The organism is Micromonospora sp. C95, from assembly GCF_018070465.1.
In the GTDB taxonomy this organism is placed as follows: Bacteria; Actinomycetota; Actinomycetes; order Mycobacteriales; family Micromonosporaceae; genus Micromonospora.
Map to the genome: position 1 here is coordinate 24,565 of NZ_JAGPXT010000030.1, position 24,195 is coordinate 48,759.

At 73.0% G+C, this 24,195-nt stretch carries 24 protein-coding genes and 1 pseudogene; 8 read left to right on the forward strand and 17 right to left on the reverse strand.

Going from position 1 to position 24,195, the window contains the following annotated elements; translation table 11 throughout:
• Positions 1–197: 197 nt before the first annotated feature.
• From KBX00_RS24935 to KBX00_RS24945, 4 genes and pseudogenes are all read right to left on the reverse strand, one after another.
• The gene (locus tag KBX00_RS24935; protein WP_210830495.1) at positions 198–1,760 is read right to left on the reverse strand and encodes an anthranilate synthase component I; all 1,563 of its coding nucleotides are present in this window, start codon (positions 1,758–1,760) and stop codon (positions 198–200) included.
• Positions 1,761–1,827: 67 nt separating this feature from the next.
• A complete protein-coding gene (hisI, locus tag KBX00_RS29465) occupies positions 1,828–2,256 on the reverse strand; it encodes a phosphoribosyl-AMP cyclohydrolase (protein ID WP_307869074.1) in 429 nt (142 codons plus the stop codon).
• A 180-nt stretch (positions 2,257–2,436) separates the two neighbouring features.
• Positions 2,437–3,141, reverse strand: a pseudogene (locus KBX00_RS29735) (phosphoribosyl-AMP cyclohydrolase); the annotation flags it as partial.
• Between the two features lie 112 nt (positions 3,142–3,253).
• Positions 3,254–3,646 carry a MerR family transcriptional regulator gene (locus tag KBX00_RS24945; protein ID WP_210830497.1) on the reverse strand — a complete coding sequence of 131 codons (393 nt, stop codon included), beginning with the start codon at positions 3,644–3,646 and terminating at the stop codon, positions 3,254–3,256.
• 118 nt (positions 3,647–3,764) lie between these two features.
• On the opposite strand from KBX00_RS24945, the gene KBX00_RS24950 reads away from it, so the two are divergent.
• The 3 genes from KBX00_RS24950 (at position 3,765) to KBX00_RS24960 (ending at position 5,954) form a co-directional block, all read left to right on the forward strand.
• Positions 3,765–4,496, forward strand: a complete 732-nt coding sequence (locus tag KBX00_RS24950) for an ABC transporter ATP-binding protein (protein WP_210830498.1) — start codon at positions 3,765–3,767, stop codon at positions 4,494–4,496.
• The gene (locus tag KBX00_RS24955) at positions 4,496–5,251 is read left to right on the forward strand and encodes an ABC transporter permease (protein ID WP_210830499.1); all 756 of its coding nucleotides are present in this window, start codon (positions 4,496–4,498) and stop codon (positions 5,249–5,251) included. Before KBX00_RS24950 ends, KBX00_RS24955 begins: the two co-directional genes overlap by 1 nt.
• Positions 5,252–5,330: 79 nt before the next feature.
• Positions 5,331–5,954 carry a TetR family transcriptional regulator gene (locus KBX00_RS24960; RefSeq protein WP_210830500.1) on the forward strand — a complete coding sequence of 208 codons (624 nt, stop codon included), beginning with the start codon at positions 5,331–5,333 and terminating at the stop codon, positions 5,952–5,954.
• 1 nt (position 5,955) lies between these two features.
• Here the strand turns inward: KBX00_RS24960 and KBX00_RS24965 are convergent, their stop codons facing one another.
• From KBX00_RS24965 to KBX00_RS24975, 3 genes are all read right to left on the reverse strand, one after another.
• Positions 5,956–6,681 carry a DUF2470 domain-containing protein gene (locus KBX00_RS24965; protein WP_210830501.1) on the reverse strand — a complete coding sequence of 242 codons (726 nt, stop codon included), beginning with the start codon at positions 6,679–6,681 and terminating at the stop codon, positions 5,956–5,958.
• 64 nt (positions 6,682–6,745) lie between these two features.
• Entirely contained in the window at positions 6,746–8,521 is a 1,776-nt protein-coding gene (locus KBX00_RS24970) for an ABC transporter ATP-binding protein (RefSeq protein WP_210830502.1), read from the reverse strand.
• Between the two features lie 164 nt (positions 8,522–8,685).
• The gene (locus tag KBX00_RS24975) at positions 8,686–10,554 is read right to left on the reverse strand and encodes an ABC transporter ATP-binding protein (protein WP_307869072.1); all 1,869 of its coding nucleotides are present in this window, start codon (positions 10,552–10,554) and stop codon (positions 8,686–8,688) included.
• 160 nt (positions 10,555–10,714) lie between these two features.
• Between KBX00_RS24975 and KBX00_RS24980 the strand changes: the two genes are divergently transcribed.
• The 3 genes from KBX00_RS24980 to KBX00_RS24990 all read left to right on the forward strand — a co-directional run bounded on the left by KBX00_RS24980 (position 10,715) and on the right by KBX00_RS24990 (position 14,367).
• Positions 10,715–11,344: a TIGR03085 family metal-binding protein gene (locus KBX00_RS24980; protein ID WP_210830503.1), complete on the forward strand. Its 630-nt coding sequence runs from the start codon at positions 10,715–10,717 to the stop codon at positions 11,342–11,344.
• Between the two features lie 123 nt (positions 11,345–11,467).
• Positions 11,468–12,406, forward strand: coding sequence for a terpene synthase (locus KBX00_RS24985; RefSeq protein WP_210830504.1), 939 nt, complete (start codon positions 11,468–11,470; stop codon positions 12,404–12,406).
• Between the two features lie 140 nt (positions 12,407–12,546).
• Positions 12,547–14,367: a long-chain fatty acid--CoA ligase gene (locus KBX00_RS24990; protein ID WP_210830505.1), complete on the forward strand. Its 1,821-nt coding sequence runs from the start codon at positions 12,547–12,549 to the stop codon at positions 14,365–14,367.
• Between the two features lie 88 nt (positions 14,368–14,455).
• On the opposite strand, the gene KBX00_RS24995 is transcribed toward KBX00_RS24990, so the two are convergent.
• Positions 14,456–15,913, reverse strand: coding sequence for a PLP-dependent aminotransferase family protein (locus tag KBX00_RS24995; RefSeq protein ID WP_210830506.1), 1,458 nt, complete (start codon positions 15,911–15,913; stop codon positions 14,456–14,458).
• 58 nt (positions 15,914–15,971) lie between these two features.
• Between KBX00_RS24995 and KBX00_RS25000 the strand changes: the two genes are divergently transcribed.
• Positions 15,972–16,625, forward strand: a complete 654-nt coding sequence (locus tag KBX00_RS25000; protein WP_210830507.1) for a YitT family protein — start codon at positions 15,972–15,974, stop codon at positions 16,623–16,625.
• Positions 16,626–16,769: 144 nt separating this feature from the next.
• Entirely contained in the window at positions 16,770–17,231 is a 462-nt protein-coding gene (locus KBX00_RS25005) for a hypothetical protein (protein WP_210830508.1), read from the forward strand.
• A gap of 48 nt (positions 17,232–17,279) precedes the next feature.
• On the opposite strand, the gene hisF is transcribed toward KBX00_RS25005, so the two are convergent.
• From hisF to hisD, 9 genes are all read right to left on the reverse strand, one after another.
• Positions 17,280–18,047 (reverse strand): imidazole glycerol phosphate synthase subunit HisF, encoded by a 768-nt coding sequence (gene hisF, locus KBX00_RS25010; protein WP_210830509.1) that lies wholly within the window; start codon positions 18,045–18,047, stop codon positions 17,280–17,282.
• Between the two features lie 67 nt (positions 18,048–18,114).
• Complete coding sequence (locus KBX00_RS25015) at positions 18,115–19,113, reverse strand: NADP-dependent oxidoreductase (RefSeq protein ID WP_210830510.1); 999 nt, start codon at positions 19,111–19,113, stop codon at positions 18,115–18,117.
• 54 nt (positions 19,114–19,167) lie between these two features.
• Positions 19,168–19,893 carry a bifunctional 1-(5-phosphoribosyl)-5-((5-phosphoribosylamino)methylideneamino)imidazole-4-carboxamide isomerase/phosphoribosylanthranilate isomerase PriA gene (priA, locus tag KBX00_RS25020; RefSeq protein WP_210830511.1) on the reverse strand — a complete coding sequence of 242 codons (726 nt, stop codon included), beginning with the start codon at positions 19,891–19,893 and terminating at the stop codon, positions 19,168–19,170.
• A 22-nt stretch (positions 19,894–19,915) separates the two neighbouring features.
• A complete protein-coding gene (locus KBX00_RS25025; protein WP_164449172.1) occupies positions 19,916–20,236 on the reverse strand; it encodes a hypothetical protein in 321 nt (106 codons plus the stop codon).
• A gap of 30 nt (positions 20,237–20,266) precedes the next feature.
• Positions 20,267–20,938, reverse strand: a complete 672-nt coding sequence (gene hisH / locus KBX00_RS25030; RefSeq protein WP_210830512.1) for an imidazole glycerol phosphate synthase subunit HisH — start codon at positions 20,936–20,938, stop codon at positions 20,267–20,269.
• Complete coding sequence (locus KBX00_RS25035; RefSeq protein ID WP_247673964.1) at positions 20,935–21,108, reverse strand: hypothetical protein; 174 nt, start codon at positions 21,106–21,108, stop codon at positions 20,935–20,937. Before KBX00_RS25035 ends, hisH begins: the two co-directional genes overlap by 4 nt.
• Positions 21,109–21,142: 34 nt before the next feature.
• Positions 21,143–21,754: an imidazoleglycerol-phosphate dehydratase HisB gene (gene hisB / locus KBX00_RS25040; RefSeq protein ID WP_210830513.1), complete on the reverse strand. Its 612-nt coding sequence runs from the start codon at positions 21,752–21,754 to the stop codon at positions 21,143–21,145.
• Entirely contained in the window at positions 21,751–22,872 is a 1,122-nt protein-coding gene (locus KBX00_RS25045; protein ID WP_210830514.1) for a histidinol-phosphate transaminase, read from the reverse strand. The genes hisB and KBX00_RS25045 overlap by 4 nt, the downstream gene beginning before the upstream one ends.
• Positions 22,869–24,188 (reverse strand): histidinol dehydrogenase, encoded by a 1,320-nt coding sequence (gene hisD, locus KBX00_RS25050; RefSeq protein WP_210830515.1) that lies wholly within the window; start codon positions 24,186–24,188, stop codon positions 22,869–22,871. The genes KBX00_RS25045 and hisD overlap by 4 nt, the downstream gene beginning before the upstream one ends.
• Positions 24,189–24,195 lie beyond the last annotated feature (7 nt).

Genomic DNA, 24,195 nt, shown 5'->3' on the forward strand with positions numbered 1-24,195 from the left:
CCCCGGTTCCACCGCCGCGCTCACCGCACACGCCTTCCGTTCGCGACTGCGGGACTCCGCTGCGCTACATTCCTCGCGCTCACCGCACACGCCTTCCGTTCGCGACTGCGGGACTCCGCTGCGCTACATTCCTCGCGCTCACCGCACACGCCTTCCGTTCGCGACTGCGGGACTCCGCTGCGCTACGTTCCTCGCGCTCACCGGGCGGGCCGGAGTGTTTCCGCGGCGGCGATGGCCGCCAGCACTGCGGCGGCCTTGTTCCGGGTCTCCTGGTCCTCGGCGGCCGGGTCGGAGTCGGCCACCACCCCGGCGCCGGCCTGCACGTACGCCCGGCCGGCGCGGATCAGGGCGGTCCGGATCGCGATGGCCATGTCGAGATCGCCGGCGAAACCGAAATAGCCCACGGTGCCGCCGTAGAGACCCCGACGGACCGGCTCCAACTCCTCGATGATCTCCATGGCCCGCACCTTCGGCGCGCCGGAGAGCGTGCCCGCCGGAAAGGTCGCGGCGAGCGCGTCGAAAGCGGTGCGGTCCGGCCGCAGCGTGCCGACCACCGTGGAGACGATGTGCATCACGTGGCTGTACCGCTCGATGGTGGCGAACTCCGGCACCTCGACGGTGCCCGGACGGCAGACCCGGCCCAGATCGTTGCGCCCCAGGTCGACGAGCATCACGTGCTCGGCACGCTCCTTCGGGTCGGCGAGCAGCTCGGCGGCGAGCCGGGCGTCGGCGTCCGGGGTCGCGCCGCGCGGCCGGGTGCCGGCGATCGGATGCAGCAGCGCGCGCCGCTCGCCGGCCACCTCACCGGTCACCTTCAGGTGCGCCTCGGGTGACGACCCGACGATGTCGAAGTCGTCGAAGCGCAGCAGGTACATGTAAGGGCTGGGATTCGTGGTGCGCAGCACCCGGTAGACGTCCAACGGGTCGGCGTCGGTCTCCCGCTCGAACCGCTGGGCGAGCACGATCTGGAAGCACTCACCGGCCCGGATCGCCTCCTTCGCCGCCTCCACCGCCTTCGGGTAACCGCCGTCCGGGGTGCGGCTGCGCACCTCGCCGGCCGGCGGGCGGGCGACCGTGGCGACCATCGGCGGGATGGGCCGCGACAGCGCCGTGGTCATCGCGTCCAGCCGGCCCACCGCGTGGTGGTAGGCGGCGGTGACCCGCTCGTCGCGGCCCGGCTCGTCGAGTGGCGGCAGGATCGCGTTGGCGACCAGGATCGCCGAACCGTCGAAGTGGTCGAGCACCACCAGGTCGGTGGCGAGCATCATGCCCAGTTCGGGCAGGCGCAGGTCGTCCTCGGTGAACTCGGGCAGCCGTTCGAAGCGGCGGATCAGGTCGTAGCCGAGATAGCCGACCATGCCGCCGGTCAGCGGTGGCGTCCCGTCACCCGGCGCGCCGGGCGGGCCGGCCAGTGCCGCCACCGACGCGCGCAGCACCTCGACCGGGTCGCCGGTGGTCGGCAACCCGGCCGGCGGCACGCCGAGCCAGGCGGCGGCACCGTCCCGCTCGACAAGCGTGGCGCTGCTGCGCACCCCGACGAAGGAGTACCGGGCCCAGGCCAGACCGGACGAGCCGACCCCCTGCTCGGCGGACTCCAGCAGGAACGTACCCGGACCACCGGCGAGCTTGCGGTAGACGCCGACCGGGGTCTCCGCGTCGGCGAGCAGCCGGCGGGTGACCGGCACCACCCGCCACCGGGCGGCCAGCTCGGTGAAGGTGGCCGCGTCCGGGCTCACCCGACCGTCGCTCCGCTCGCTCATGCCGGCACTCCGCTTCGCTCCGCGCCGCCACGAGGCACCACCGCACCGAACCTGATGATTCGCTCGCTCATGGTGCGACCTCGCCGGTGACCGGGAGTTCGTCGGCGAAACAGGTGCGCTGCCCGGTGTGGCAGGCGGCACCGACCTGGTCCACGCTCACCAGCACCGCGTCGCCGTCGCAGTCGAGTGCCACCGAGCGGACGTACTGGTGGTGGCCGGAGGTGGCGCCCTTGACCCAGTACTCACGCCGGCTGCGCGACCAGTAGGTGGCCCGACCGGTGGTCAACGTGCGATGCAGGGCCTCGTCGTCCATCCAGGCCATCATCAGCACCTCGCCGCTGTCGTGTTGGCGGACCACGGCGGCCACCAGACCGTCGGGCGTGCGCCGCAGGCGGCCGGCGATCGCCGGGTCGAGCCGAGACGGTCGCTGCGAACCGCCCGGCGACTCCGGCAGGTCAGGGTGGGCGCCGGTCACCGGCGCGTCAGGAACGGGCACAGTGACCAATTGTCCCGCACGCGGCGCGGGTACCCCAGCCGGCTCCCGGCTGACGGACGGCGTGCCGCCGCCGGGCCGGCCCAACTGGGCCACGTAGCGGTCCAGCCGGCCGTCCAGCAGGGCGTCGGCAAGATCCGGACCGGCCGCCCCGGCCACCTCGGCGGCGTACGGGCGGATCAGTGGCAGGGTGCCGGTCACCAGGCGGGCCGCCGCCGCCCACACCTGTCCGGTCGAGCCGGGACGCACGCCGAGGCAGCGCAGCATGTCCTCCCGGTAGCCGGCGGGCGCCACCGGCAGGTCGAGCGCGGCGGCGAAGGCCGACCGGCGGGAGACCACCCGTACCGACGGGTTCGCCAGCCGCAACACCGACGGACAGAGCCGGGCCAGGTCGGCGGCGGCCAGCCGGGCGCCGAGCGCGTCCTCGGCGTCCCGGGCCGCGGCCACCTTGCCCAGCGTGGCGATCAGTTCCTCCAGCCGTGGCTCGTCGGCCGGCTGGCAGAGCACCGGTAGGTCGATCCGGTGCCGCCAGTACGAGTCGGCCCAGAGCAGCCGGGTGGGGGCCGTCACGGGCAGGCCGAACGCCCATTCGGCCGGCTCACCGAGCCGGGTCACCCACGAGTGGATGTCCCGGGCCGCGACCGACACGTGGGTCAGCCGGCCGGAGTGCTCCGCGAGGTAGGCCCGGCGGGCCGCGTACGGAGCGCCACCGAGCAGCACGTCGACGTCGACGTCGCTGTGCGCGGTGGCGGCCCGCCGCGCGTGGCTGCCGCGCAGCAGGATGCCCACCACGGGCCGGTCCGCGCTGGCCCGCAGCCGGGCGGCCCAGTCGTCGAAGAACCCACTGTCCGGTGACGGAGCGTGATCCACCGCGCCATCGTGCCGCACGTCCGATCGGGGTGCAATGCCCGGTGACGGACCTGGCGTCCGATCTGATGCCGGGTGACCGTGCTATGCGATTTGCTGTCCGACGACTGCTTCGCCCCGATCGACGCCTCAGTCAGTCGAACTCGCCGAGCTCCGCCCGCCGGTAGTGGTCGATCTTGAAGTCGAGCACCTTGAGGTCCTCCTCCAGCTCGGCCATCCGGTGCAGCACCCGCACCCGGTGCTCCTCGAACAGTGCCCGCCGGGCACCGAGCGTGCCGTCACCCTGTCGGGCCAGTTCGACGTAGCGACGCATGTCCCGCACCGGCATGCCGGTGCGGCGCAGCCGGGTCAGCAGCAGCAACCAGTTGACGTCCTCCGCCGTGTAGCGACGCCGACCGGCGGAGTCCCGGCCCACCGGGGCCACCAGCCCCTCCTGTTCGTACCAACGCAACGTGTGGGTGGTCAGGCCGACCCGCTGGGCCGCCTCGCTGACGGTGCAGGTCGGCTCCCGCGTACCGATGTCCATCGTTCGAGGGTCGCAGCACCGGCCGGCCCGGCGCGACCCCCCGTTGCCACGCCTTGCCGAACCGGAGGTATTTCACCTACCGTTGATTTCAACAGACGATGAATTGAGGAGGTGGGCGATGGCGGACGCGATCGCCGTCCGGGGCCTGGTCGTGGACCGGGGCGGACGGCGGGTGCTGCACGGGATCGACGCCACGGTGCCGCGCGGCTCGGTCACCGGTCTGCTCGGGCCGAGTGGCAGCGGCAAGACCACGCTGATGCGCGCGATCGTCGGAGTGCAGGTGATCGCCACCGGCACGGTGACGGTGCTCGGGACCCCGGCCGGCTCGCCGCCGCTGCGCCACCGGGTCGGCTACCTGACCCAGGCGCCGAGCGTCTACGCCGACCTGACGGTACGCGAGAACGCCCGCTACTTCGCCACGCTGCACGGTCGCGACCGGGCCGAGGCCGACCGCGCCGTGGCCGACGTCGGGCTGGCCTCGGCGGCCGGTCAACTCGTGGGCACCCTCTCCGGCGGCCAGCGCAGCCGGGCATCGCTGGCCTGCGCACTCGTCGGCGAGCCCGAACTGATCGTGCTGGACGAGCCCACCGTCGGTCAGGATCCGGTGCTGCGGGCCGACCTCTGGGCCCGTTTCCACGCCCTGGCCGCGACCGGGACGACCCTGCTGGTGTCGAGTCACGTGATGGACGAGGCCGCCCGATGCGACCGGTTGCTGCTCATCCGCGACGGACGGCTCATCGCCGACGACACGCCCGCGGCCGTCCGAGCCGCCGCCGGGGTGGACGATCTCGACGAGGCGTTCCTGCGGCTGATCAGAGCCGCTGAGCCCGACCGGTCCGGGGAGGCGTGATGAACCCCCGCATCCTGTCCGCCACCGTCGCGCGCATCCTGCGGCAGCTGCGCCACGACAAGCGCACCGTCGCGCTGCTGGTGGCCGTGCCGACCGTCCTGCTCACCCTGGTCTACTACATGTACGCCGACCAGCCCGCGCCGCCCGGACAGCCGTCGACCTTCGACCGGATCGCCCTGGTGATGCTCGGCTTCTTCCCGTTCATCATCATGTTCCTGGTGACCAGCATCGCGATGCTGCGCGAGCGCACCACCGGCACGCTGGAACGACTGCTCACCACCCCACTGGCCAAGACCGACCTGCTCTTCGGGTACGGCATCGCCTTCGGGCTGGCCGGCGCGGTGCAGGCCGGCATCGCCTCGGCCGTCGCGTACTGGGTCTTCGGTCTCGAGACGGCCGGCAGCAGCGCCCTGGTCATCATGATCGCGGCGCTGAACGCGGTGCTCGCCGTCGCGCTCGGGCTGCTCTGCAGCGCCTTCGCCCGCACCGAGTTCCAGGCCGTACAGTTCATGCCGGTCGTGGTCGCACCACAACTGCTGCTCTGTGGGCTGTTCGTGCCCCGCGACGAGATGGCCGGCTGGTTGCAGGCGACAAGTGACGTGCTGCCCCTGTCGTACGCCGTCGAGGCCCTGCAGGAAGTCGGCGCGCACGCCGAGCCGACCGGCACGATGTGGCGCGACGTGGCCATCGTCGCCGCCGCGGCGGTGCTGGCGTTGGTGCTCGCCGCGGCCACCCTGCGTCGGCGCAGCGGCTGACGCCCACCGGGTCGACCCGACGGGCGTGGATGCGCGTCCGCCGGGCCGGCCCGGCGGCGGACAGGAGCGAGGGAGGGCGATGGTACGGCGCAGCGGGCGACGACCCGGCAGACCCGGCACCCGGGACACGATTCTCGACGCGGCCCGGGCCGCCTTCGCCGAACGCGGCTACGACGCCAGCACCATCCGGGCCATCGCCACCTCCGCCGGGGTCGACCCGGCCCTGGTGCACCACTACTTCGGCACCAAGGAACAGCTCTTCCTGGCCGCCATGCGGTTTCCGGTGGACCCCCGGGAACTGCTGCCGAAGGTGCTCGCCGGTGACCGTGCCGCCCTCGGCGAGCGGCTGGTCCGCATGTTCGTCACAGTGTGGGACTCGCCGGCCGGTGCCGCCGGGGTGGCCCTGCTGCGTTCCGCGGTCAGCAGCGAGTGGACCGCCCGGCTGCTGCGCGAGTTCCTCACCACCCAGGTGCTGCGCCGGGTTCTCGATCAGCTCGACGTCGATCCGGCCGAGGTACCGCTACGCGGGTCGCTGGTGGCCAGTCAACTCGTCGGGCTGGCGCTGATGCGCTACGTGATCCGGCTGGAGCCGGTCGCCTCCGCCGCACCGGAGACCCTGATCGTCACGGTCGGCCCGACCGTGCACCGCTATCTCACCGGCGAACTCGGCGGTGGCACCCACGCCGCACCGTCGGGGCGGTAGCTCAGCCGGCGCGGAGCACCGGGTGCAGCAGCCGGGTCAGCTCGGCCGGGTCGGCCAGCCGGCGACCGAAGGCGAGCCGGGCCCGTCGCCGGGCGCCCGGCCGACCGAAGGTCACCAGCATCCCGTACCTGTCGATCCGCTCGATTCGCGGCGCGTGGTCCGCCGGACCGGCGGACAGGCCGAGTTGCCGGCGCAGGTAGTCGGTCAGCCGCGCGGCGTGCTCCTCGCCCAGCTGGGCGAGCAGCCCCGCCTCGACCGGGTGCAGCGGGTCCGGCTCGGCCTCCGCGTACGCCTGGAGATCCACGCGGCGCAACTCGCCGGCCCGGTGCCAACGGGCCTCGGCCACCTCGAAGCGGAACAGCCGCAGGCGGGTGCCGACGTCGAGCAGGTCGCCGGTGGGCTCCACCCTGGCGAAGTCCACTGCGGCGGCCCGGGCCTCGTCGCCGGCCAACCGACGCGCCCAGCCGGAGACCAGGGCCCGGCCCAGCGACGGCGCCCCGGCGGCAGGCGGCAGGTCGAGCACGTCGAGCACCACCGCGACCGCCCGGTCCTGGTCACCCAACGCCGCCGCGAGATCGCTCACCACCGGCACCAGCAGCAGCACCCGCCCCTCGGGGTCGGTGGCGTGGCGCGCGTGGTGCAGGCCGGGCCGGCAGGCCAGGTGAACGAGGCCGGGCAACCGACCCGCGACCAGGGTCCGGACGATCTCGGCGGGGCTGGGCCGCATGACACGACCTCCTTTGAGGTTAGGCTTACCTAACTCGGAGGGTATGGCATCGGCTCAGCGGCGTCTACCGGGTCTGCTCAAGCCACGAGGCGTAGAGCAGCCCGTACACCGAATCCGGGTCGCGGATCAGCTCCTCGTGCGAGCCACGCTGCACGATCCGCCCCCGGTCCACCACGATCACCTCGTCGGCGTTCTGCGCGGTGGACAGCCGGTGCGCGATCGCCAGGGTGGTCCGGCCGCGAGTGACCGCGTCCAAGGTCCGCTGCAACCGCACCTCGGTGGCGGGGTCCACCGCGCTTGTCGCCTCGTCCAGCACCAGCAGGTCCGGATCGGCCACGTACGCCCGGGCCAACGCCACCAACTGACGCTCCCCCACGCTCAACGCCTCGCCACGCTCGCCCACCCCCGTCGCCAGCCCGGCCGGCAGCCCGTCGAGCCAGTCGGCCAGACCCAGCTCGCTGAAGGCGGCAGCGATCTGCTCGTCGGTCAGCTCCGGCCGGGCGAAGCGGACGTTGTCCGCCACCGTGGCGTCGAACAGGAACCCGTCCTGCGGCACCATCACCACCCGGGAGCGCAGCGAGTCGAAACGCACGTCGGTGAGCGGCACCCCGGACAGCAGCACCGCCCCGGCCGTCGGGTCCATCAGCCGGGTGACCAGCTTGGCGAAGGTGGTCTTGCCGCTGCCGGTCTCACCGACCACCGCCACCCGACTCTTCGCCGGGATCTCCAGGCTGATGTCGTGCAGCACCGTCGGACCGCCCGGATAGGCGAAGCGCACGCCGCCGAAGCGGATGTCCAGCGGCCCGGTGGGCAGTTCCCGCCCCTGCGGCCCGGGATCCGCCACGTCCGGGGCGACGTCCAGCACGTCGAGCACCCGACGCCAGCCGGCGATCGCGTTCTGCGCCTCGTTGAGCACCTCGGTGGCGATCTGCACGGGCTGGATGAAGAGCGTCACCAGGAACAGGAACGCGGTGATCTCACCGATGCTCAGCGTCCGGTCGGCGCCGAGGAACACCCCGAGCACCACCACACCGGCCAACGCCAGCCCGGCGGCCAGCTCACCGACCGAACTGCCGAGGATGCTGATCCGGATCGCCTTCTGCTGAGCCAGCCGCTGACCGTCGATCGCCTCGTCCAGCCGCCGGGCGGTGCGTCCCGCGATGCCGTACGCCCGGATCACCGGCGCACCGACCACGCTCTCCCCGACCGTCCCCAGCAGCGCACCGGTGCGCTGCCGGACCACCCCGTACGCCGCGGCGAGTCGGCGTTGGAGCAGCCGGATCACCAGCACCGCCGGCCCGAAGGCGGCGAAGACCACGAGCGTCAACTGCCACGAGTACGCCAACATGACGGCCGTGGTGACCACCAGCTGGCCCAGGTTGACCAGCAGGATCACCCCGCCCCACTGGAGGAACTGGGTGATCTGGTCGACGTCGCTGGTGACCCGGGACACCAGCGAACCCCGCCGCTCCGACTGCTGGTGCAGCATCGACAGGTCGTGCACGTGCCGGAAGGCGCGGACCCGTACCCCCGCCAGCGCCGTCTCACTGACCGTGAACAGTCGGCGCATCATCAGGTAACCGCAGGTCGTGGTCACCACCAGCACCGCCGCGGTGACCGACACCACCACGAACAGCGCGTCCAGGTTCAACCCACCGGCGATGCCCCGGTCGATGCCCTGCTGCACGGCCACCGGCACGGCCACCCGGCCGACCATGTACACGAGTGCCAGCGCGAGGGTGCCGGCCAGCCCGACCCGCAGCTCCGGGGAGAGCGCCAGCCCCCGCCGCAGCGTCCGCCACGTCGACTCGGCCCGCTCAGGCGCTTCGCTGACCGTCACCGGTCCACCCTTTCGTTCGCGACTGCGGGGCTCGCAAGCTCACTCCTCGCGCTCACCGTGCTGGCCTTCCGTTCGCGACTGCGGGGCTCGCAAGCTCACTCCTCGCGCTCACCGTGCTGGCCTTCCGTTCGCGACTGCGGGGCTCGCAAGCTCACTCCTCGCGCTCACCGGTCCACCTCCAGTGCGGAGGTCATCGGGATGACCTCGTCGTACGTGCGTTGCCGGTCGTGGTCGACCTCGGCCTGTTCGTAGGCGGTGACCAGATCGGCGTACCCCGGCACGGTGGCCAGCAGCGTGCTGTGGGTGCCCCGCGCCACCACCCGCCCGTGCTCCAGATAGATGACCTCGTCGGCGAGGGCGATCGTCGCCCGCCGGTAGGCCACCACCAGAATCGACGCGCCCGGTCCGTCGCCGGCCGAGGAGCGCAGCCCGGCCAGGATGGCGGCCTCCACCCGGGGGTCGACCGCACTTGTCGCGTCGTCGAGCACCAGCAGGCGGGGGCGCCCCGCCAACGCCCGGGCGAGGGTGAGCCGCTGCCGCTGCCCGCCGGAGAGGGAGGTGCCCCGCTCGCCGACCATGGTGTCCAGCCCGTCGGGCAGGGCGGCGACGAATCCGTCGGCCTCGGCCAGCCGCAGCGCGGCCCAGACGGCATCGTCGTCCACGCCGGGGCGGTCCAGCGACACGTTTGCCCGTACGGAGTCGTCGAAGACGAACGGCACCTGGGCGACCAGCGCGGCGGTACCGGCGAGCACGTCGGCGGCCAGGTCACGGACGTCCACGCCGTCGATGCTCACCGTGCCCGACCGGGGATCGACGAGCCGGACCGCCAGCGCGGTGACGGTGGACTTGCCGGCGCCGGTCGGCCCGACCAGGGCGACGGTCCTGCCGGCCGGCACCGTGAAGGAGACCTCGCCCAGGACCTCGGCGCCGGGCAGGTGTGCCTCGGCGGGTTCGTAGGCGAAGCCGACGTCGGTGAAGGTGAGTGTGGCCGGCGTCGCCACGGCCGGGTCGGGCCGGGTGTCGCCGTACGGCATCTCGCCGGTGGCGTCGAGCACCCGGCGGATCCGGTCCCAGCCGGCGACGCTGCGCGGCAGTTCGGCGAGCACCCAGCCGATGGCCCGTACCGGGAAGGCCAGCACGGTGAACAGGAAGGCCACGCTTACCAGCTCGGACACCTCGATGGCGCCCTGCCGCAGCCGGTACGCGCCGACCACCAGCACCGCGAGGGTGCCGAGACTGGGCAGCGTCTCCAGCATCGGGTCGAAGACGCCCCGCAGCCGGCCGACCGAGATCAGCGCGTCGCGCAACTGGCCGGCGCGGGCGGCGAACCGGGCGGTCTCCTGGGCCTCCCGACCCATCGTCTTGACCACCAGGGCGCCGTCGAAGCTCTCGTGCGCGATGCCGCTGACCTCGGCGCGCAGCCGCTGCGCCCGCGCCTGGCGCGGGGCCATCCGACGGGAGTACGCCACGTTGAGCGCGAACAGGGCCGGGAAGACCGCCAGCCCGACCAGCGCCAGTGCCCAGTCGACGGCGAACAGCGACGTCACCGCGCCGATCAGCATCACGAGCGTGCCCACCGCGAAGGGCAACGGTGCGATCGGCTGCCAGGCGGCCTCGACGTCGGAGTTGGCGTTGGACAGCAACGTGCCGGTCGCGTTGCGGTGGTGCCAGGACAGCGGCAGTTCCAGGTAACGGCGGGTGACCCGGCGACGGTAGGCGGCCTGGAGGCGGAACTGCATGTAGCCCGCCCCGAGTCGCCGACCGAAGATGCCGACCACCCGCAGCACGCTGAGCCCGAGCAGCGCCGCGGCGGCCAGCGCCAGCGCACCCACCGCCACCGAGCCGCTCTGCACGGCCGGCACCACCACGTCGCCGACCACCGCGCCGACCACGAACGCGCTGGCCACCACCATCAGGCCGAACAGCACGCTGCCGGACACCGCGACCGCGAAGATCCTCGGCTGTTCCCGGATGGCCTGCCCGAGGACACCCAGCCCGCGACCGAGCACGTCCCGACTAGTCCCGCTCGCCACATTCTCCCCCGCCGTAAGCCGCCACAATCATCTCTCATCCTTACCGCTACGCGCCGGGTACGCCGACCCGAGGGAATATGTCCGACGTCACCTCGCGGACCGGATCGACGGCGCGCCGCTCGACACCCGACCTCGCCGGGGTCGGCCTACGATCACTGTCATGCCGCGGTACGCCCGATCGGAGCGCAAGGCGCTCACCGAGCTGATGTCCACCCTGGGCCCGGACGCCCCGACTCTCAACGAGGGCTGGACGACCCGTGACCTCGCCGCACACCTGGTGGTCCGGGAACGTCGGCCGGACGCCGCGGCGGGAATCGTCGTCCCACCACTTGGCGGCTACGCCGAACGGGTCCGGCGCCAGGTCGCCGCGCTCGACTGGACCGAGTTGCTCGGTCAGGTGCGGCGCCCGCCGCTGTGGAGCCCGGTGAGCAACCCGCTCACCGACGAACTGACGAACACCTTGGAGTTCTTCATCCATCACGAGGACGTCCGTCGGGCCCGGGCGGGCTGGCAGCCACGCGATTTGCCGCTCGGGTTGGAGCGGGCGCTGTGGCGACGGCTGTCGGCACTCGGCCGACTGACCCTGCGCCGCTTCCCCGCCCAGTTGCTGGTGCAGGCCCCCGGTCACGGCGAGGTGGCCACCGGCCGGGGCGGCGAGCCGCTGCGGCTGGTCGGCACGCCCGGTGAGCTGGCCCTGTTCCTGTCCGGCCGGCAGCGTGCGGCGCGGGTGCAACTCGACGGGCCCCAAGCCATGATCGATCGACTCCGCACCGCCAACCTGGGTTTCTAACCCTCTGCGCGGAACCGGTCACGGCAATATCCGAAACGTTACTCGGCTCATCGACCGACCACCATCGGTGCTCCCGTACGCTGACCCGCGCCGCCTCGTGGGGGGGTGGCGACAGGGAGCGCGATGCGAAGCTTTGTGGTCTCGGCCCTGCGAGAGCCTCCGTTCGCCGGCGTCCGGCACGGCGACACCGAGCGCGTGGCCCGGGAAAGCGCTGACTGGGCGCAGCAGCTGGGACTGATCAGTAACGGGCAGCGGCTGAACCGCGCGGATGCGGCCGGGCTCGCCGGGCGGGCCTGCCCGCAGGCGCCGCCGGAGCGCCTGCGCCTGCTGACCGACCTGATCTCCTGGCTGTTCGTGATGGACGACGCCTGCGACGAGGACGGACTGGGCGCCGAGCCCACCCGACTCGCGCCGACCGTCGCCGCGCTGCTGGACGTGCTGGACCGTCAGGGCGCGCCGGGGCCGACGCCGCCCGGAGCAGCCGGGACGCTGGCGCTCGGCCTGACCGACCTGTGCCAGCGGGTACGCGGCCACCGGCGCCCGGCCGTGCTGCTGCGGTTCGTCGCCGGGATGCGCGAGTACCTGCTCGCGCTGCTGTGGGAGGCCGCGAACCGGGAGCACGAGCGGGTTCCGCCGGTCGACGAGTACGTCCAGATGCGCCGACACACGGGCGCCGTGTACCCCAGCCTCGCCCTGACCGACCTGGTCCTGGATGGCTTTCCACCGGCCGTCCGCCGAGCCGACCCCGGCTGGGCCACCCTGGAGATGCTCGCCGCCGACCTGATCTGCTGGTGCAACGACGTCTTCTCCTACGCCAAGGAGCATCACGGCGGGCCGGACGCGCACAACCTGATCACGGTGTTGACCAGGGAAACCGGCGACGAGTCGGCGGCACTGCGGGCCGCGGCCGACCGGTTCAACGATCGACTCGGGGCGTACCTGGCGGCCGAGACCGACCTGTTGGCCAGCCACGGCGACGCGGTACGCCCGGCGCTGAACGCCCGGCGGAACTGGATCCGGGCCACCTACGACTGGTCACAGGCGGCGGCCCGCTACGAGTGAGACGAGGGCGCCTTTCGCGGGAAGAGGCTGGTGGATGATCGTCAGGGCTAGCCGACGCCCGGGGACAGGCAATACCCTTCGGTAACGAACACCGACCGTGACGACCGTCACGCCTCCACCCCCCGAAGGCGGCTACAGCGATGGCTCTCGATGTACCGTACAGCTCAATTCCTGACATGTTCCTCAAGCGCGTCGCGGCTTCCCCCGACCGCCACGCTTTCGCCCACCCCGGCCCCGACGGACCGGTCTGGCTGACCTGGGCTCAGGTCTCCCAGCGGGCCACGGCGATCGCCGCCGGCCTGCACGGCCTGGGCGTCGGTCAGGAGGACCGGGTCGCGATCCTGGCGAACACCCGGATCGAGTGGGTGCTCGCCGACTTCGGCATCATGTGCGCGAGTGGTGCCACGACCACGGTCTACCCGACCACGGAGCCCGAGGACGCCGCCTACATCGTCTCCGACGCCGGTGCCAAGGTGCTGTTCGCGGAGAACCCGGACCAGGCGGCGAAGATCGCCGGGGCACAGCTGCCCGCCCTGACCCACGTGGTCCTCTTCGACGGTACCGCCGACCCGGCCGCAGCCGTGCCCCAACTGACCCTCGCCGAGTTGGAGGAGCAGGGCGCCCAGCGGCTCGCCGAGGATCCGGAGCTGATCGAGCGGCTGGTCGCCGGCATCGGCCCGGACCACCTGGCCACCCTGATCTACACCTCCGGCACCACCGGCCGCCCCAAGGGCGTCGAGCTGCTGCACGGCGGCTGGTGCTGGGAGGGCGTGGCCCAGGAGGCGGTCGGGCTGCTCCGCGAGGACGACCTGCAGTACCTCTGGCTGCCACTGTCCCACTCGTTCGGCAAGACGCTGCTCTGCGGCGCCACGCACGTCGGCCTGCCCACCTACGTCGACGGCCGGGTCGACAAGCTCGTCGAGCTGCTCTCGGTGGTCCGCCCGACGTTGATGTGCGGCGCACCCCGGGTCTTCGAGAAGGTCTACAACAAGTCGGTCACCACCGCCCGGGACGCCGGTGGGGCGAAGGCCAAGATCTTCGCCTGGGCGGTGTCGGTCGGCAAGGAGAAGGTCGCCCTGGAGCAGGCCGGCAAGCCGGTGCCGGGCGGGTTGAAGCTCAAGTACACGCTTGCCGAGAAGCTGGTCTTCAGCAAGCTCCAGGCCCGGCTCGGCGGCCAGATCCGGGTGTTGGTCTCCGGCGCCGCCCCGCTCAGCCCGGAGATCGCCACCTTCTTCGCCGCGGCGAACCTGCCGATCTCCGAGGGCTACGGGCTGACCGAGACCAGCGCGGGCAACTTCGTCAACCCGCCCGACGGGCTGCGGATCGGCACCGTGGGCAAGGCCATGGGCGACCTGGAGTGCCGCATCGACACCGACGGCGAGATCCTGATCAAGGGCCGGCCGGTGATGCGGGGCTACCACAACCTGCCCGAGGAGACCGCCGCCGCCTTCACCGAGGACGGCTTCTTCCGGACCGGCGACATCGGCAGCCTGGACGACGACGGTTACCTGCGCATCACCGACCGCAAGAAGGATCTGGTCAAGACCTCCGGCGGCAAGTACGTCGCGCCGTCGCACATCGAGGGCATGTTCAAGGCCACCTGCCCGTACACCTCGCAGGCCGTGGTGATCGGCCAGGCCCGCAACTACTGCACGATGCTGGTGACGCTGGACCCGGACGCCATCACCGGCTGGGCGGCCGGCACCCCGCTGGAAGGTCGCCCGTACGCCGAGGTCGTGGCCTCCCCCGAGGCCCAGGCCATGGTGGAGGAGTACGTCGCCCAGCTCAACCAGAAGCTGAACCGCTGGGAGACCATCAAGAAGGTCACCATCCTGCCGCGCGACCTGACCATCGAGGACGGCGAGATCACCCCGTCGTTGAAGATCAAGCGCCGGGGCGTGGAGAGCAACTTCTCCGACGAGATCGACAAGATGTACGCCGGCACCGTCGCCGAGATCTGACGACCCCACCGCGTCGGCCCCGCACTCGTCCCTCCCCGGGGTGCGGGGCCGATCCGTGTCGCGTCCCGGGCATCGGCGCGACGGCCGGTCAGGCGATGACGCTCGGCTCCGGCCAGCGGGCCTGCCCCGCCCGGTCCAGGTCGTAACGGACCGCCGCGATCCGCCCGACGGCCTCGACCAGGTCGACGGCCGGCAGGGTGAACGGCAGCCGCAGGAAGCGCTCCAGCGTCCCGTCGAGGCCGAAGCGGGGGCCGGGCGCCAGGCGTACGCCGACCTCCTCGGCGGCCCGCGCCAGGGCACTGGAGATCGGCCCGTCCAGCTCGGCCCAGAGGGTCACCCCACCGCGCGGCACGGTGACCCGCCACTCCGGCAGCCGGGCGGCCAGCGCGCCGAGCAACGCGTCACGCTGCACGGCCAGTTGTGCCCGCCGGGCGGCCACGATGGCCGGCGCGACCTCCAGCAGGTGCACCGCGACCAGCTGGTCCAGCACCGGGCTGGACATGTCGACACCCACCCGCGCCGCGGCCAGTCGCTGCACCTGCGGTGCCGAGGTCCGGATCCAGCCGATCCGCAGCCCGCCCCAGAACGGCTTGCTCATGCCGCCGACGGTCACCACCCGGGAGTGCCGGTCGAAGCTCGCGGTCGGTGGCGGCAGGTCGGTCCCGTCCAGCGGCAGGTCCACGAACGACTCGTCGATCACCAGGTCGGTGCCGACCGCGTGCGCGGTGGCCACCAGCCGTTCCCGCAGCTCCGCCGGCATCAGGTGCCCGGTCGGGTTCTGGAAGTCGGGGATCAGGTAACCGACCCGGGGCCGCACCTGCCGCAACGTGCCCAGCAGCAGGTCCGCGTCCCAACCGTCGGCGTCGGTGGCCAGGCCGTGCGTGGTGATCCGGGCCCGCCGGGCGGCCAGCGCCGCCAGCGCGTTCGGATAGCTCGGCGACTCGACAAGCACCCCGCCGCCCGGCGCGAGCGCCAACCGCAGCACCAGGTCCAGGGCGTGCTGCGTGCCGTTGGTGACCATGATCTGGTCGGGTGAGGTGGGCAGCCCCCGCTCGGTGTACCGCTGGGCGACCGCCTCCCGCAGCTCGATGATCCCGATCGGGTGGTACCCGGCACCGTTGAGGTAGCGGGGCAGGTCCTCGGCCGCCGCGCGGGCCGCCGGCAGCAGCTCGGGCGGAGCGGCCAACGCCGCCACACCGAGGTCGAGCATGTCCCGGTCGTCAAGCGGGATCCACAGTCCGTTCGGCGCCACCCGGTGCGTCCCCGGCAGCATGGTCCAGCTTCCGGCGCCCCGCCGGCTGGCCAGGTGCCCGCTGTCGCGCAGCTCCCGGTACGCGGCGGTGACGGTGGTACGGCTCACCCGCAACGCCTCGGCCAGGTCCCGTTCGGCGGGCAGGCGGACGCCGAGGGGTAGCCGACCGTCGGCGAGCAGGCCGCGTACCGCACCGGCCAGCGCGGCATAGTCAGGGCTGCGCCGCCGGCCAGGCAGGGCGTGCCACTGCCCGAGCAGTCGGGCCAATTGGACCCCACGTACCTGACTCACCATGGCCACTCTCCGGATATTGGCTCTATCGTGCCGCCAATTGGCACCTAGAGTGGCATGCGTGGCAATGATTGGCAACCTTCGGCACCGGCCGACGCGACGGCTGACGCACCTGTTCGTCGGGCTCGTCCTCTACGGCTTCAGCATGGCGCTGATGATCCGCTCCGGGCTCGGCCTGAACCCGTGGGACGTGTTCCACCAGGGGTTGTCCGGGCTGACCGGCCTGAGCATGGGCACCGTGGTCATCGCGGTGGGCGTGCTGGTGCTGCTGGCCTGGATCCCGCTGCGCCAGCGCCCCGGCCTCGGCACCGTCGCCAACGTGGTGGTGATCGGCCTGGCGGTCGATGCGACCCTGGCCCTGCTGCCACCCGGCGGGCCACTTGCGCTGCGGATCGTCCTGCTGGTCGCCGGGATCGTCGGCAACGGCGCGGCCACCGCGCTCTACCTCGGCGCCCGACTCGGACCCGGCCCCCGGGACGGGTTGATGACCGGCCTGGTCGCCCGCCGCCCCGGCCGGTCGCTACGCCTGGTCCGCACCATCATCGAGGTCGGCGTGCTCGCCGTGGGCGCGGTGCTCGGCGGTACGGTCGGCATCGGCACCATCGCCTACGCGCTGACCATCGGACCGCTGGCCCAACTGTTCCTGCCCCTGTTCGACGTCGCCGAACCGAACCCACCGACGGTCGGACGGATCGAGCCGGCCCCGGCCACCTGACGACCACCCAGCGCCACGGACCCCATACCGGATCGAGTCGGTCGCGTCCACCCGCATCGACTGTCGGCAATCATGATGCCACTCACGGTCGCAGTGCGGCGATCGGTGTTTTCCTCAAGCCGGATCGCCCGGCAGAATCTCCGCATGGGGGACAACGCCTGGCGTCGTACCGATGCATGGATCTTCGTCTCGCTGGTGATCGCCAGCGGCGCCGGCCGCCACCGGCGGTCCACGACCACCCGCCGCCCCGAGGGCGTGCGCCTCGCCGACGTGCTCTCCACGGCCGACCATCTCGACCAGAGCATCCCGGAACGGCACGACATCGAGGAGGCGATCCGCCGGTTGCTCGGTGCCGGGCTGGTCGACGTCTCCGACGGCTGGTTCCGGATCACCCCCGACGGAGAACACCTGTGGCGCTCGCGGCCCAGCGCCGGGCTGGCCACCACCGTCGACACCGTGCAGGGCGTGCTCGCCCGCCGGCACGCGCCGGGCGCCGCGGACTGGCACCTCGACGAGCAGGAGCACGCCGCCGCCGTGCAGGAGTATCTGGTCCGCTCCATCCCGAGCCCCCGGCGCTCCCCCGAGGGACACTCCGGCCGCGGCTGACCGCCGTACGCTCGGCGCCCGACCTGCCGCCGGTTGTGGACCCCGGCGTCAGCGCACCGGGTGACCGGCGCCGCGCAGCACGTCCTTGACCTCCGCCACGGTCAGCTCCCCGAAGTGGAACACACTGGCGGCCAGCACCGCGTCGGCGCCCGCACCGATCGCCGGCGGGAAGTGGGCGGCCGCACCGGCCCCCCCGCTGGCCACCACCGGAACGTCGACCACCCGGCGCACCGCGCCGATGAGTTCCAGGTCGAAGCCGGCCTTGGTGCCGTCGGCGTCCATCGAGTTGAGCAGGATCTCGCCCGCGCCCAGCTCGGCGCCGCGTCGCGCCCACTGCACGGCGTCCAGCCCGGTGCCGCGCCGGCCGCCGTGGGTGGTCACCTCGAAGCCGCTGCCGGTGCTGCCCGCCGGTGCCCGCCGCACGTCGAGCGAGAGCACCAGCACCTGCCGACCGAACCGCTCCGCGATCTCCGCGAGCAGCTCCGGGCGCGCGATCGCCGCCGTGTTCACCCCGATCTTGTCGGCTCCGGCGCGCAGCAGCGTGTCCACGTCCGCCACCGTCCGCACCCCGCCGCCGACGGTCAGCGGGATGAACACCGACTCCGCCGTACGCCGGACCACGTCGAGCATGGTGCCCCGGTCGCTGGACGAGGCGGTGACGTCGAGGAAGGTCAACTCGTCGGCGCCCGCACGGTCGTACGCGGCGGCCAGCTCGACCGGGTCGCCCGCGTCCCGCAGGTCGACGAAGTTGACGCCCTTGACCACCCGTCCCGCGTCCACGTCGAGACAGGGGATCACCCGTACCGCCACCGTCATGCGACGAGCCTATCGCCGCCCGTACGACGCCCGGCACTCCGCTCGACCCGACGGGGTGCGCCGCCGGTCAAAGCCGCACCAGCATCTTGCCGAGGTTCTCCCCGCGCAGCAGGCCGAGGAAGGCCGCCGGAGCGTTCTCCAGGCCGTCGACGATCGTCTCGTCGTACGCCAGTGCGCCCCCGCGCAGCCAACCGGAGACCTCGGGCACGAACTGCTCCCGCAGGTGGCCGTGGTCGCTGACGAGGAAACCGCGCAGCGTCAGCCGCTTGCCGATGACCTGGGCCAGGTTGCGCGGGGCAGCCGGCGCCTCGGTGTCGTTGTAGTGCGCGATCATGCCGCAGATCGCCGCCCGGCCGTGCACGTTCATCGACGAGATGGCCGCCTCCAGGTGCTCGCCGCCGACGTTGTCGAAGTAGACGTCGACGCCGTCCGGAGCGGCGGCGCGCAGCAGCTCGCGTACCGGGCCGTCGTGGTAGTCGAACGCGGCGTCGAAGCCGAGCGCCCGCAGTCGCTCGACCTTGGTCGCCGATCCGGCGCTGCCGACCACCCGGCCCGCGCCACGGAGCCGGGCGATCTGGCCGACCATGCTGCCGACCGCGCCGGCCGCGCCGGAGACGAAGACCGTCTCACCCGGGCGCATCGCGGCCACCTCCAGCAGCCCGGCGTACGCGGTCAGCCCGGTCATCCCGAGCACACCGAGGTACGCGGTCACCGGCGCCAGATCCGGGTCGACCTTCCGGGCGGTCTTCGCCTCGACAAGCGCGTAGTCTCGCCAGCCGAGGCCGTGCAGCACGGTGTCGCCCGGGGCGAAGCCGTCGGCGGAGCCGCTGACCACCTCACCGACCGCCCCGCCGTCAAGCGGTGCGTCCAGGGCGAAGGGTGGTACGTAGGACCGCACGTCGTTCATCCGCCCGCGCATGTACGGGTCCACCGACATGTACCGGTTGCGCACCAGCAGCTGCCCCGGGCCGGGCGTGGGGATCTCGGCGGTGACGAGCCGGAAATTGTCCTCGGTGGGCCAGCCCTGCGGGCGCGCGGCCAACTGGATCTCACGGTTGGTGGGCACGGGAGTGTCCTTCCTCTGCCGTCTGGGCGATGGCGCGGCGCGGCCGGGGCGGAATCACGGCTTGGCCAGCACCGCCAGGGCCTGAGCCACGGTGAACGCCTCCGCGTAGAGCGCCTTGCCGGCGATGACCCCCTCCACGCCGACCGGCTCCAGGGTGGCCAGGGCCCGCAGGTCGTCCAGGGTGGAGACGCCGCCGGAGGCGATCACCGGGGCGTCGGTGCGGGCGCACACCTCGCGCAGCAGGTCCAGGTTCGGCCCCCGCATGGTGCCGTCCTTGGTGATGTCGGTGACCACGTAGCGGGAGGCACCGGCCTTGTCGAGCCGCTCCAGCACCTCGTACAGGTCGCCGCCGTCCCGGGTCCAGCCCCGGGCCGCCAGGGTTCGACCGCGCACGTCCAGCCCGATCGCGACCCGGTCGCCGTACTCCGCGCAGACCCGGTCGCACCACTGCGGATCCTCAAGGGCGGCGGTGCCGATGTTCACCCGCTCGGCACCGGTCGCCAGCGCGGCGCGCAGCGAGGCGTCGTCCCGGATGCCACCGGACAGTTCCACCCGTACGTCGAGGCGGCGCACCACCTCGGCGAGCAGTTCGGCGTTGCTGCCCCGGCCGAACGCGGCGTCGAGATCGACCAGGTGGATCCACTCGGCACCGTCGCGCTGCCACGCCAGCGCGGCCTCCAGTGGGTCACCGTAGGTGGTCTCGCTACCCGCGGCGCCCTGCACGAGCCGGACGGCCTGGCCGTCGGCGACGTCCACGGCGGGCAACAGGGTGAGGCTCATGTGTCGTGTCCCTCTCGCATGGTCAGCGGCGGTCCAGGGCGATCACCACGATCACCGGCAGGACGAGCAGCAGCAGCAGGATCAGCCCGACCCGCAGCGCCAGGTCGGGCACGAACACCCAGATCAGGGTGATCGCGGCCAGGGTGAGCGCCACGATCGCGGCCCGCTCGCCCTGGGAGTATCGCGGCAGCCGTCCGGTGCGGCCACGACGCACCGTCGGCACCACCCGACGGACCAGTGCCCGACGACGCGCCCGGCGGGCGGCGGCGCGCTCCCGCAGCACCCGCTGCCGGGCCGCCTCCGCCTCCCGGGCCGCCCGCCGCTGGGCCCGTTCCCGGCTCACCGTGGCCCCCGGCGGGCGCCACCGGCCGGCTCAGTCACCGGCGGGCACGGTGGCCAGCCAGTTGCGCAGCAACGCGGCACCGGTGTCGGCGGACTTCTCGGGGTGGAACTGGGCGGCCGACAGCGCACCGCGTTCCACCGCCGCGACGAAGTCGCAGTCGTGGTGGGCCGTGGTCACCCGGGCGCCGGACGCGGTCAGCGCGGCCGGGTCGGCGACGGCGTACGAGTGGACGAAGTAGAACCGGCTGTCGGCGGGCAGGCCGGCGAAGAGCACCGAACCGACCGGCGCCTGCACGGTGTTCCAGCCCATGTGCGGCAGCCGGGCGGCGGCGAGCCGGGTGACCGTGCCCGGCAGCAGGCCCAGTCCCTTGGTCACCACCCCGTGTTCGTCGCCGGAGTCGAAGAGGATCTGCATGCCCACGCAGATGCCCAGCACCGGGCGACCGGCGGCGACCCGCCCGGCGATCACCGGCCCGGCACCGATCGCCTCGATGCCGGCCACGCACGCGGCGAAGGCACCGACCCCGGGCACCACCAGGCCGTCGGCGTCGGCGGCGGCGGCGAGATCACCGGTGACCAGTACGTCGGCACCGGCAGCGGCCAGCGCCCGCTCGGCGGAGCGCAGATTGCCCGAGCCGTAGTCGAGCACCACGATCCGACGCCGTCCACCCGGGTGCGACCCACCCTCGGGCCGGCCGGTCATGACCCGTCTCCCGGCAGCAGCCAGAGCACACCCGCGGCGGTGGCCAGCACGGCCAGCAGCGCGGTGACGACCACCGCACCGCGCGGCGCCCCCTGCCGGTGCAGGGACAGCGCCCCACCGACCAGCACCCCGGCCAGGATCAGCAGCAGCGTGGGCAGGATGCCGCTCACCGGCGACACCTCCGCCGCACCGTACCCGTGCCGGTCACAACGCCCCCTTCGTGCTGGGAATCGCCCCGCCGGCCGTCGGGTCCACCGCGGTGGCCTCCCGCAGTGCCCGGGACACCGCCTTGAACTGCGCCTCGACCACGTGGTGGGCGTCCGGATGCCCACCGGGCCGGGCCGCCCGCAACACGTCCACGTGCAGGGTGATCCGGGCCGCCTGGCCGAAGGACTCCCAGATGTGCCGGGTCATGCTTGTCGGGTACACCGGGCCGATGTAGGGCGCCAGGGGCGGCTCGTCGTGCACCACGTACGGCCGACCGGAGAGGTCGACGGCCGCCCGGACCAGCACCTCGTCCATGGGCACGGTGGCCGAGCCGTACCGGCGGATGCCCGCCTTGTCGCCGAGCGCCTGGTCGACCGCGGCACCGAGAGCCAGCGCGGTGTCCTCCATCGTGTGGTGCGCGTCGATCTCCAGGTCACCCACCGTGCCCACGGTCAGGTCGAAACCACCGTGCCGGGCGATCTGGTGCAACATGTGGTCGTAGAAACCGATTCCGGTACTGATCTCGGCCACTCCGGTGCCGTCGAGGTCGATCTCGACCAGGACCTTGGTCTCCTTGGTGATCCGCTCCACCCGGGCGGTCCGGCTCATGATGTGCCTTTCGTCGGTAGCGGCTGCGGGGCGGTCAAACCCTCGCGCTGGATACTGTCCACGGCGGCGAGGAAGGCGTCGGTCTCGGCCCGGGTACCGGCGGTGACCCGCAGCCAACCGGGCAGGCCCACGTCACGCACCAGCACGCCGTGCGCCAGCAGCGCCCGCCAGGCCACCGACTGGTCGCCGCCGACCTCGTACAACACGAAGTTGGCGTCGCTGTCGGCGACCCGCAGGCCACGACCGCGCAGTTCGGTGACGATGCGGTCACGCTGCTCGGCGATCTCGGCGACCGTGGCGAGCAGGGCGTCACGGTGGGCCAACGCGGCCCGCGCGGCGGCCTGGGTGAGCGCGGAGAGGTGGTACGGCAGCCGGACCAGCTGCACCGCCGCCACCACCGCCGGGTCGGCGGCCAGGTAGCCCAGCCGGCCACCGGCGAACCCGAACGCCTTGCTCATCGTCCGGGTGACCACCAGCCGAGGGTGCCCGGGCAGCACCGCCAGGGCGCTGACCGTGCCCGGCCGGGCGAACTCCGCGTACGCCTCGTCGACCACCACCATCCCCGGGGCGACGTCCAGCACCGCGTCGATCACCGCCGGGTCGAGCGCGGTGCCGGTGGGATTGTTCGGCGAGCAGAGGAAGACCACGTCGGGCCGGTGCTCGCGGACCTGCGCGACGGCCTCGTCGGCGGTCAGGGCGAAGTCGGCCCCCCGGCGGGCCGGCACCCACCCGGTGCCCGTGCCGCGCGCCAGCAGCGGATGCATCGAGTACGCCGGGGTGAACCCGAGCGCGCTGCGTCCCGGCCCGCCGAACGCCTGGAGCAGCTGCTGCTGGACCTCGTTGGAGCCGTTGGCCGCCCACACCCCGTCGGCGGTGAGCCCGTGGCCGAGGTACCCGGCCAGGTCGGCGCGCAACGCCACCGCGTCCCGGTCGGGGTAGCGGTTGAGATCGCGCAGCTCCGCCGTGAGGGCCTTGCCGATCGCCTCGGCCACCGCCTCCGGCACCGGGTGGGAGTTCTCGTTGGTGTTCAGCCGCACCGGCACGTCTAGCTGCGGCGCACCGTACGGCGACAGCCCGCGTAGCTCGTCCCGGATCGGCAGGTCGTCGGGCCCGGTCATGCGGTGGCCTCGAACCGGGCGGCGACCGCCTGGCCGTGCGCCGGCAGGTCCTCCACGTTCGCCAGCGTCACCACGTGCCCAGCGACCTCCCGCAGCGCCTGCTCGGTGTACTCCACCAGGTGCACGCCGCGCAGGAACGACTGCACCGACAGCCCGGACGAGTGCCGGGCGCAACCCCCGGTCGGCAGCACGTGGTTGGAGCCGGCGCAGTAGTCGCCCAGCGACACCGGCGAGTACGCACCCACGAAGATCGCCCCGGCATTGCGTACCCGCATCGCCCACGCACGGGCGTCGGCGGTCTGGATCTCCAGGTGCTCCGCCGCGTACGCGTCCACCACCCGCAGCCCCGCCACCAGGTCGTCGACGAGCACCACGCCGCTCTGCTCGCCGCCCAACGCGGTGCCGACCCGCTCGGCGTGCTTGGTGGCCGGCACCATTCGGGTCAGCTCCCGGTCCACCGCATCGGCCAGCGCCACCGACGGAGTGACCAGCACACTGGCGGCGAGGGGGTCGTGCTCGGCCTGACTGATCAGGTCGGCGGCGACGTGCACCGGGTCGGCGGTGTCGTCGGCCAGGATCGCGATCTCGGTCGGCCCGGCCTCCGCGTCGATGCCGACCACCCCGCGCAGCAGCCGCTTCGCGGCGGTGACCCAGATGTTTCCCGGTCCGGTGATCATGTCCACCGGGGCGCAGTGCGCGCTGCCGGCGGCGTCGACCGCACAGCCGTACGCCAGCATCGCCACCGCCTGGGCCCCACCGACGGCGTACACCTCGTCGACGCCGAGCAACGCGCAGGCGGCGAGCACCCGGGGGTCGGGCAGGCCGCCGTTGTCCTGCTGCGGCGGGCTGGCCACCACCAGCGACCGGACGCCGGCCGCCTGCGCGGGCACCACGTTCATCACCACGGTCGACGGGTACATCGCCAGCCCACCGGGAACGTAGAGGCCGACCCGGTCGACCGGGAGCCACCGCTCGGTGACCGTACCGCCCGGCACGACCTGGGTGGTGTGGTCGACCCGTCGCTGATCCGCGTGCACCCGCCGGGCCCGGGCGATCGACTCCAGCAGCGCCGCCCGGACCTGGCCGTCCAGCGAGCCCTCCGCCGCCGCGATGGCCTCCACCGGCACCCGCAGCACCTCCGGGGCTATCCCGTCGAACCGCTCGCTGGCCTCGCGGACCGCCGGATAACCATGCTCGCGGACCGCCGCGACGATCGGGCGGATGCGCTCGACCGCGACCGAGACGTCGAGCTGGGCGCGAGGCAGCAGGTGGCGCGGGTCACGCGCGCCACCGCGCAGGTCGATCCGGTTCAACACGCCTGCG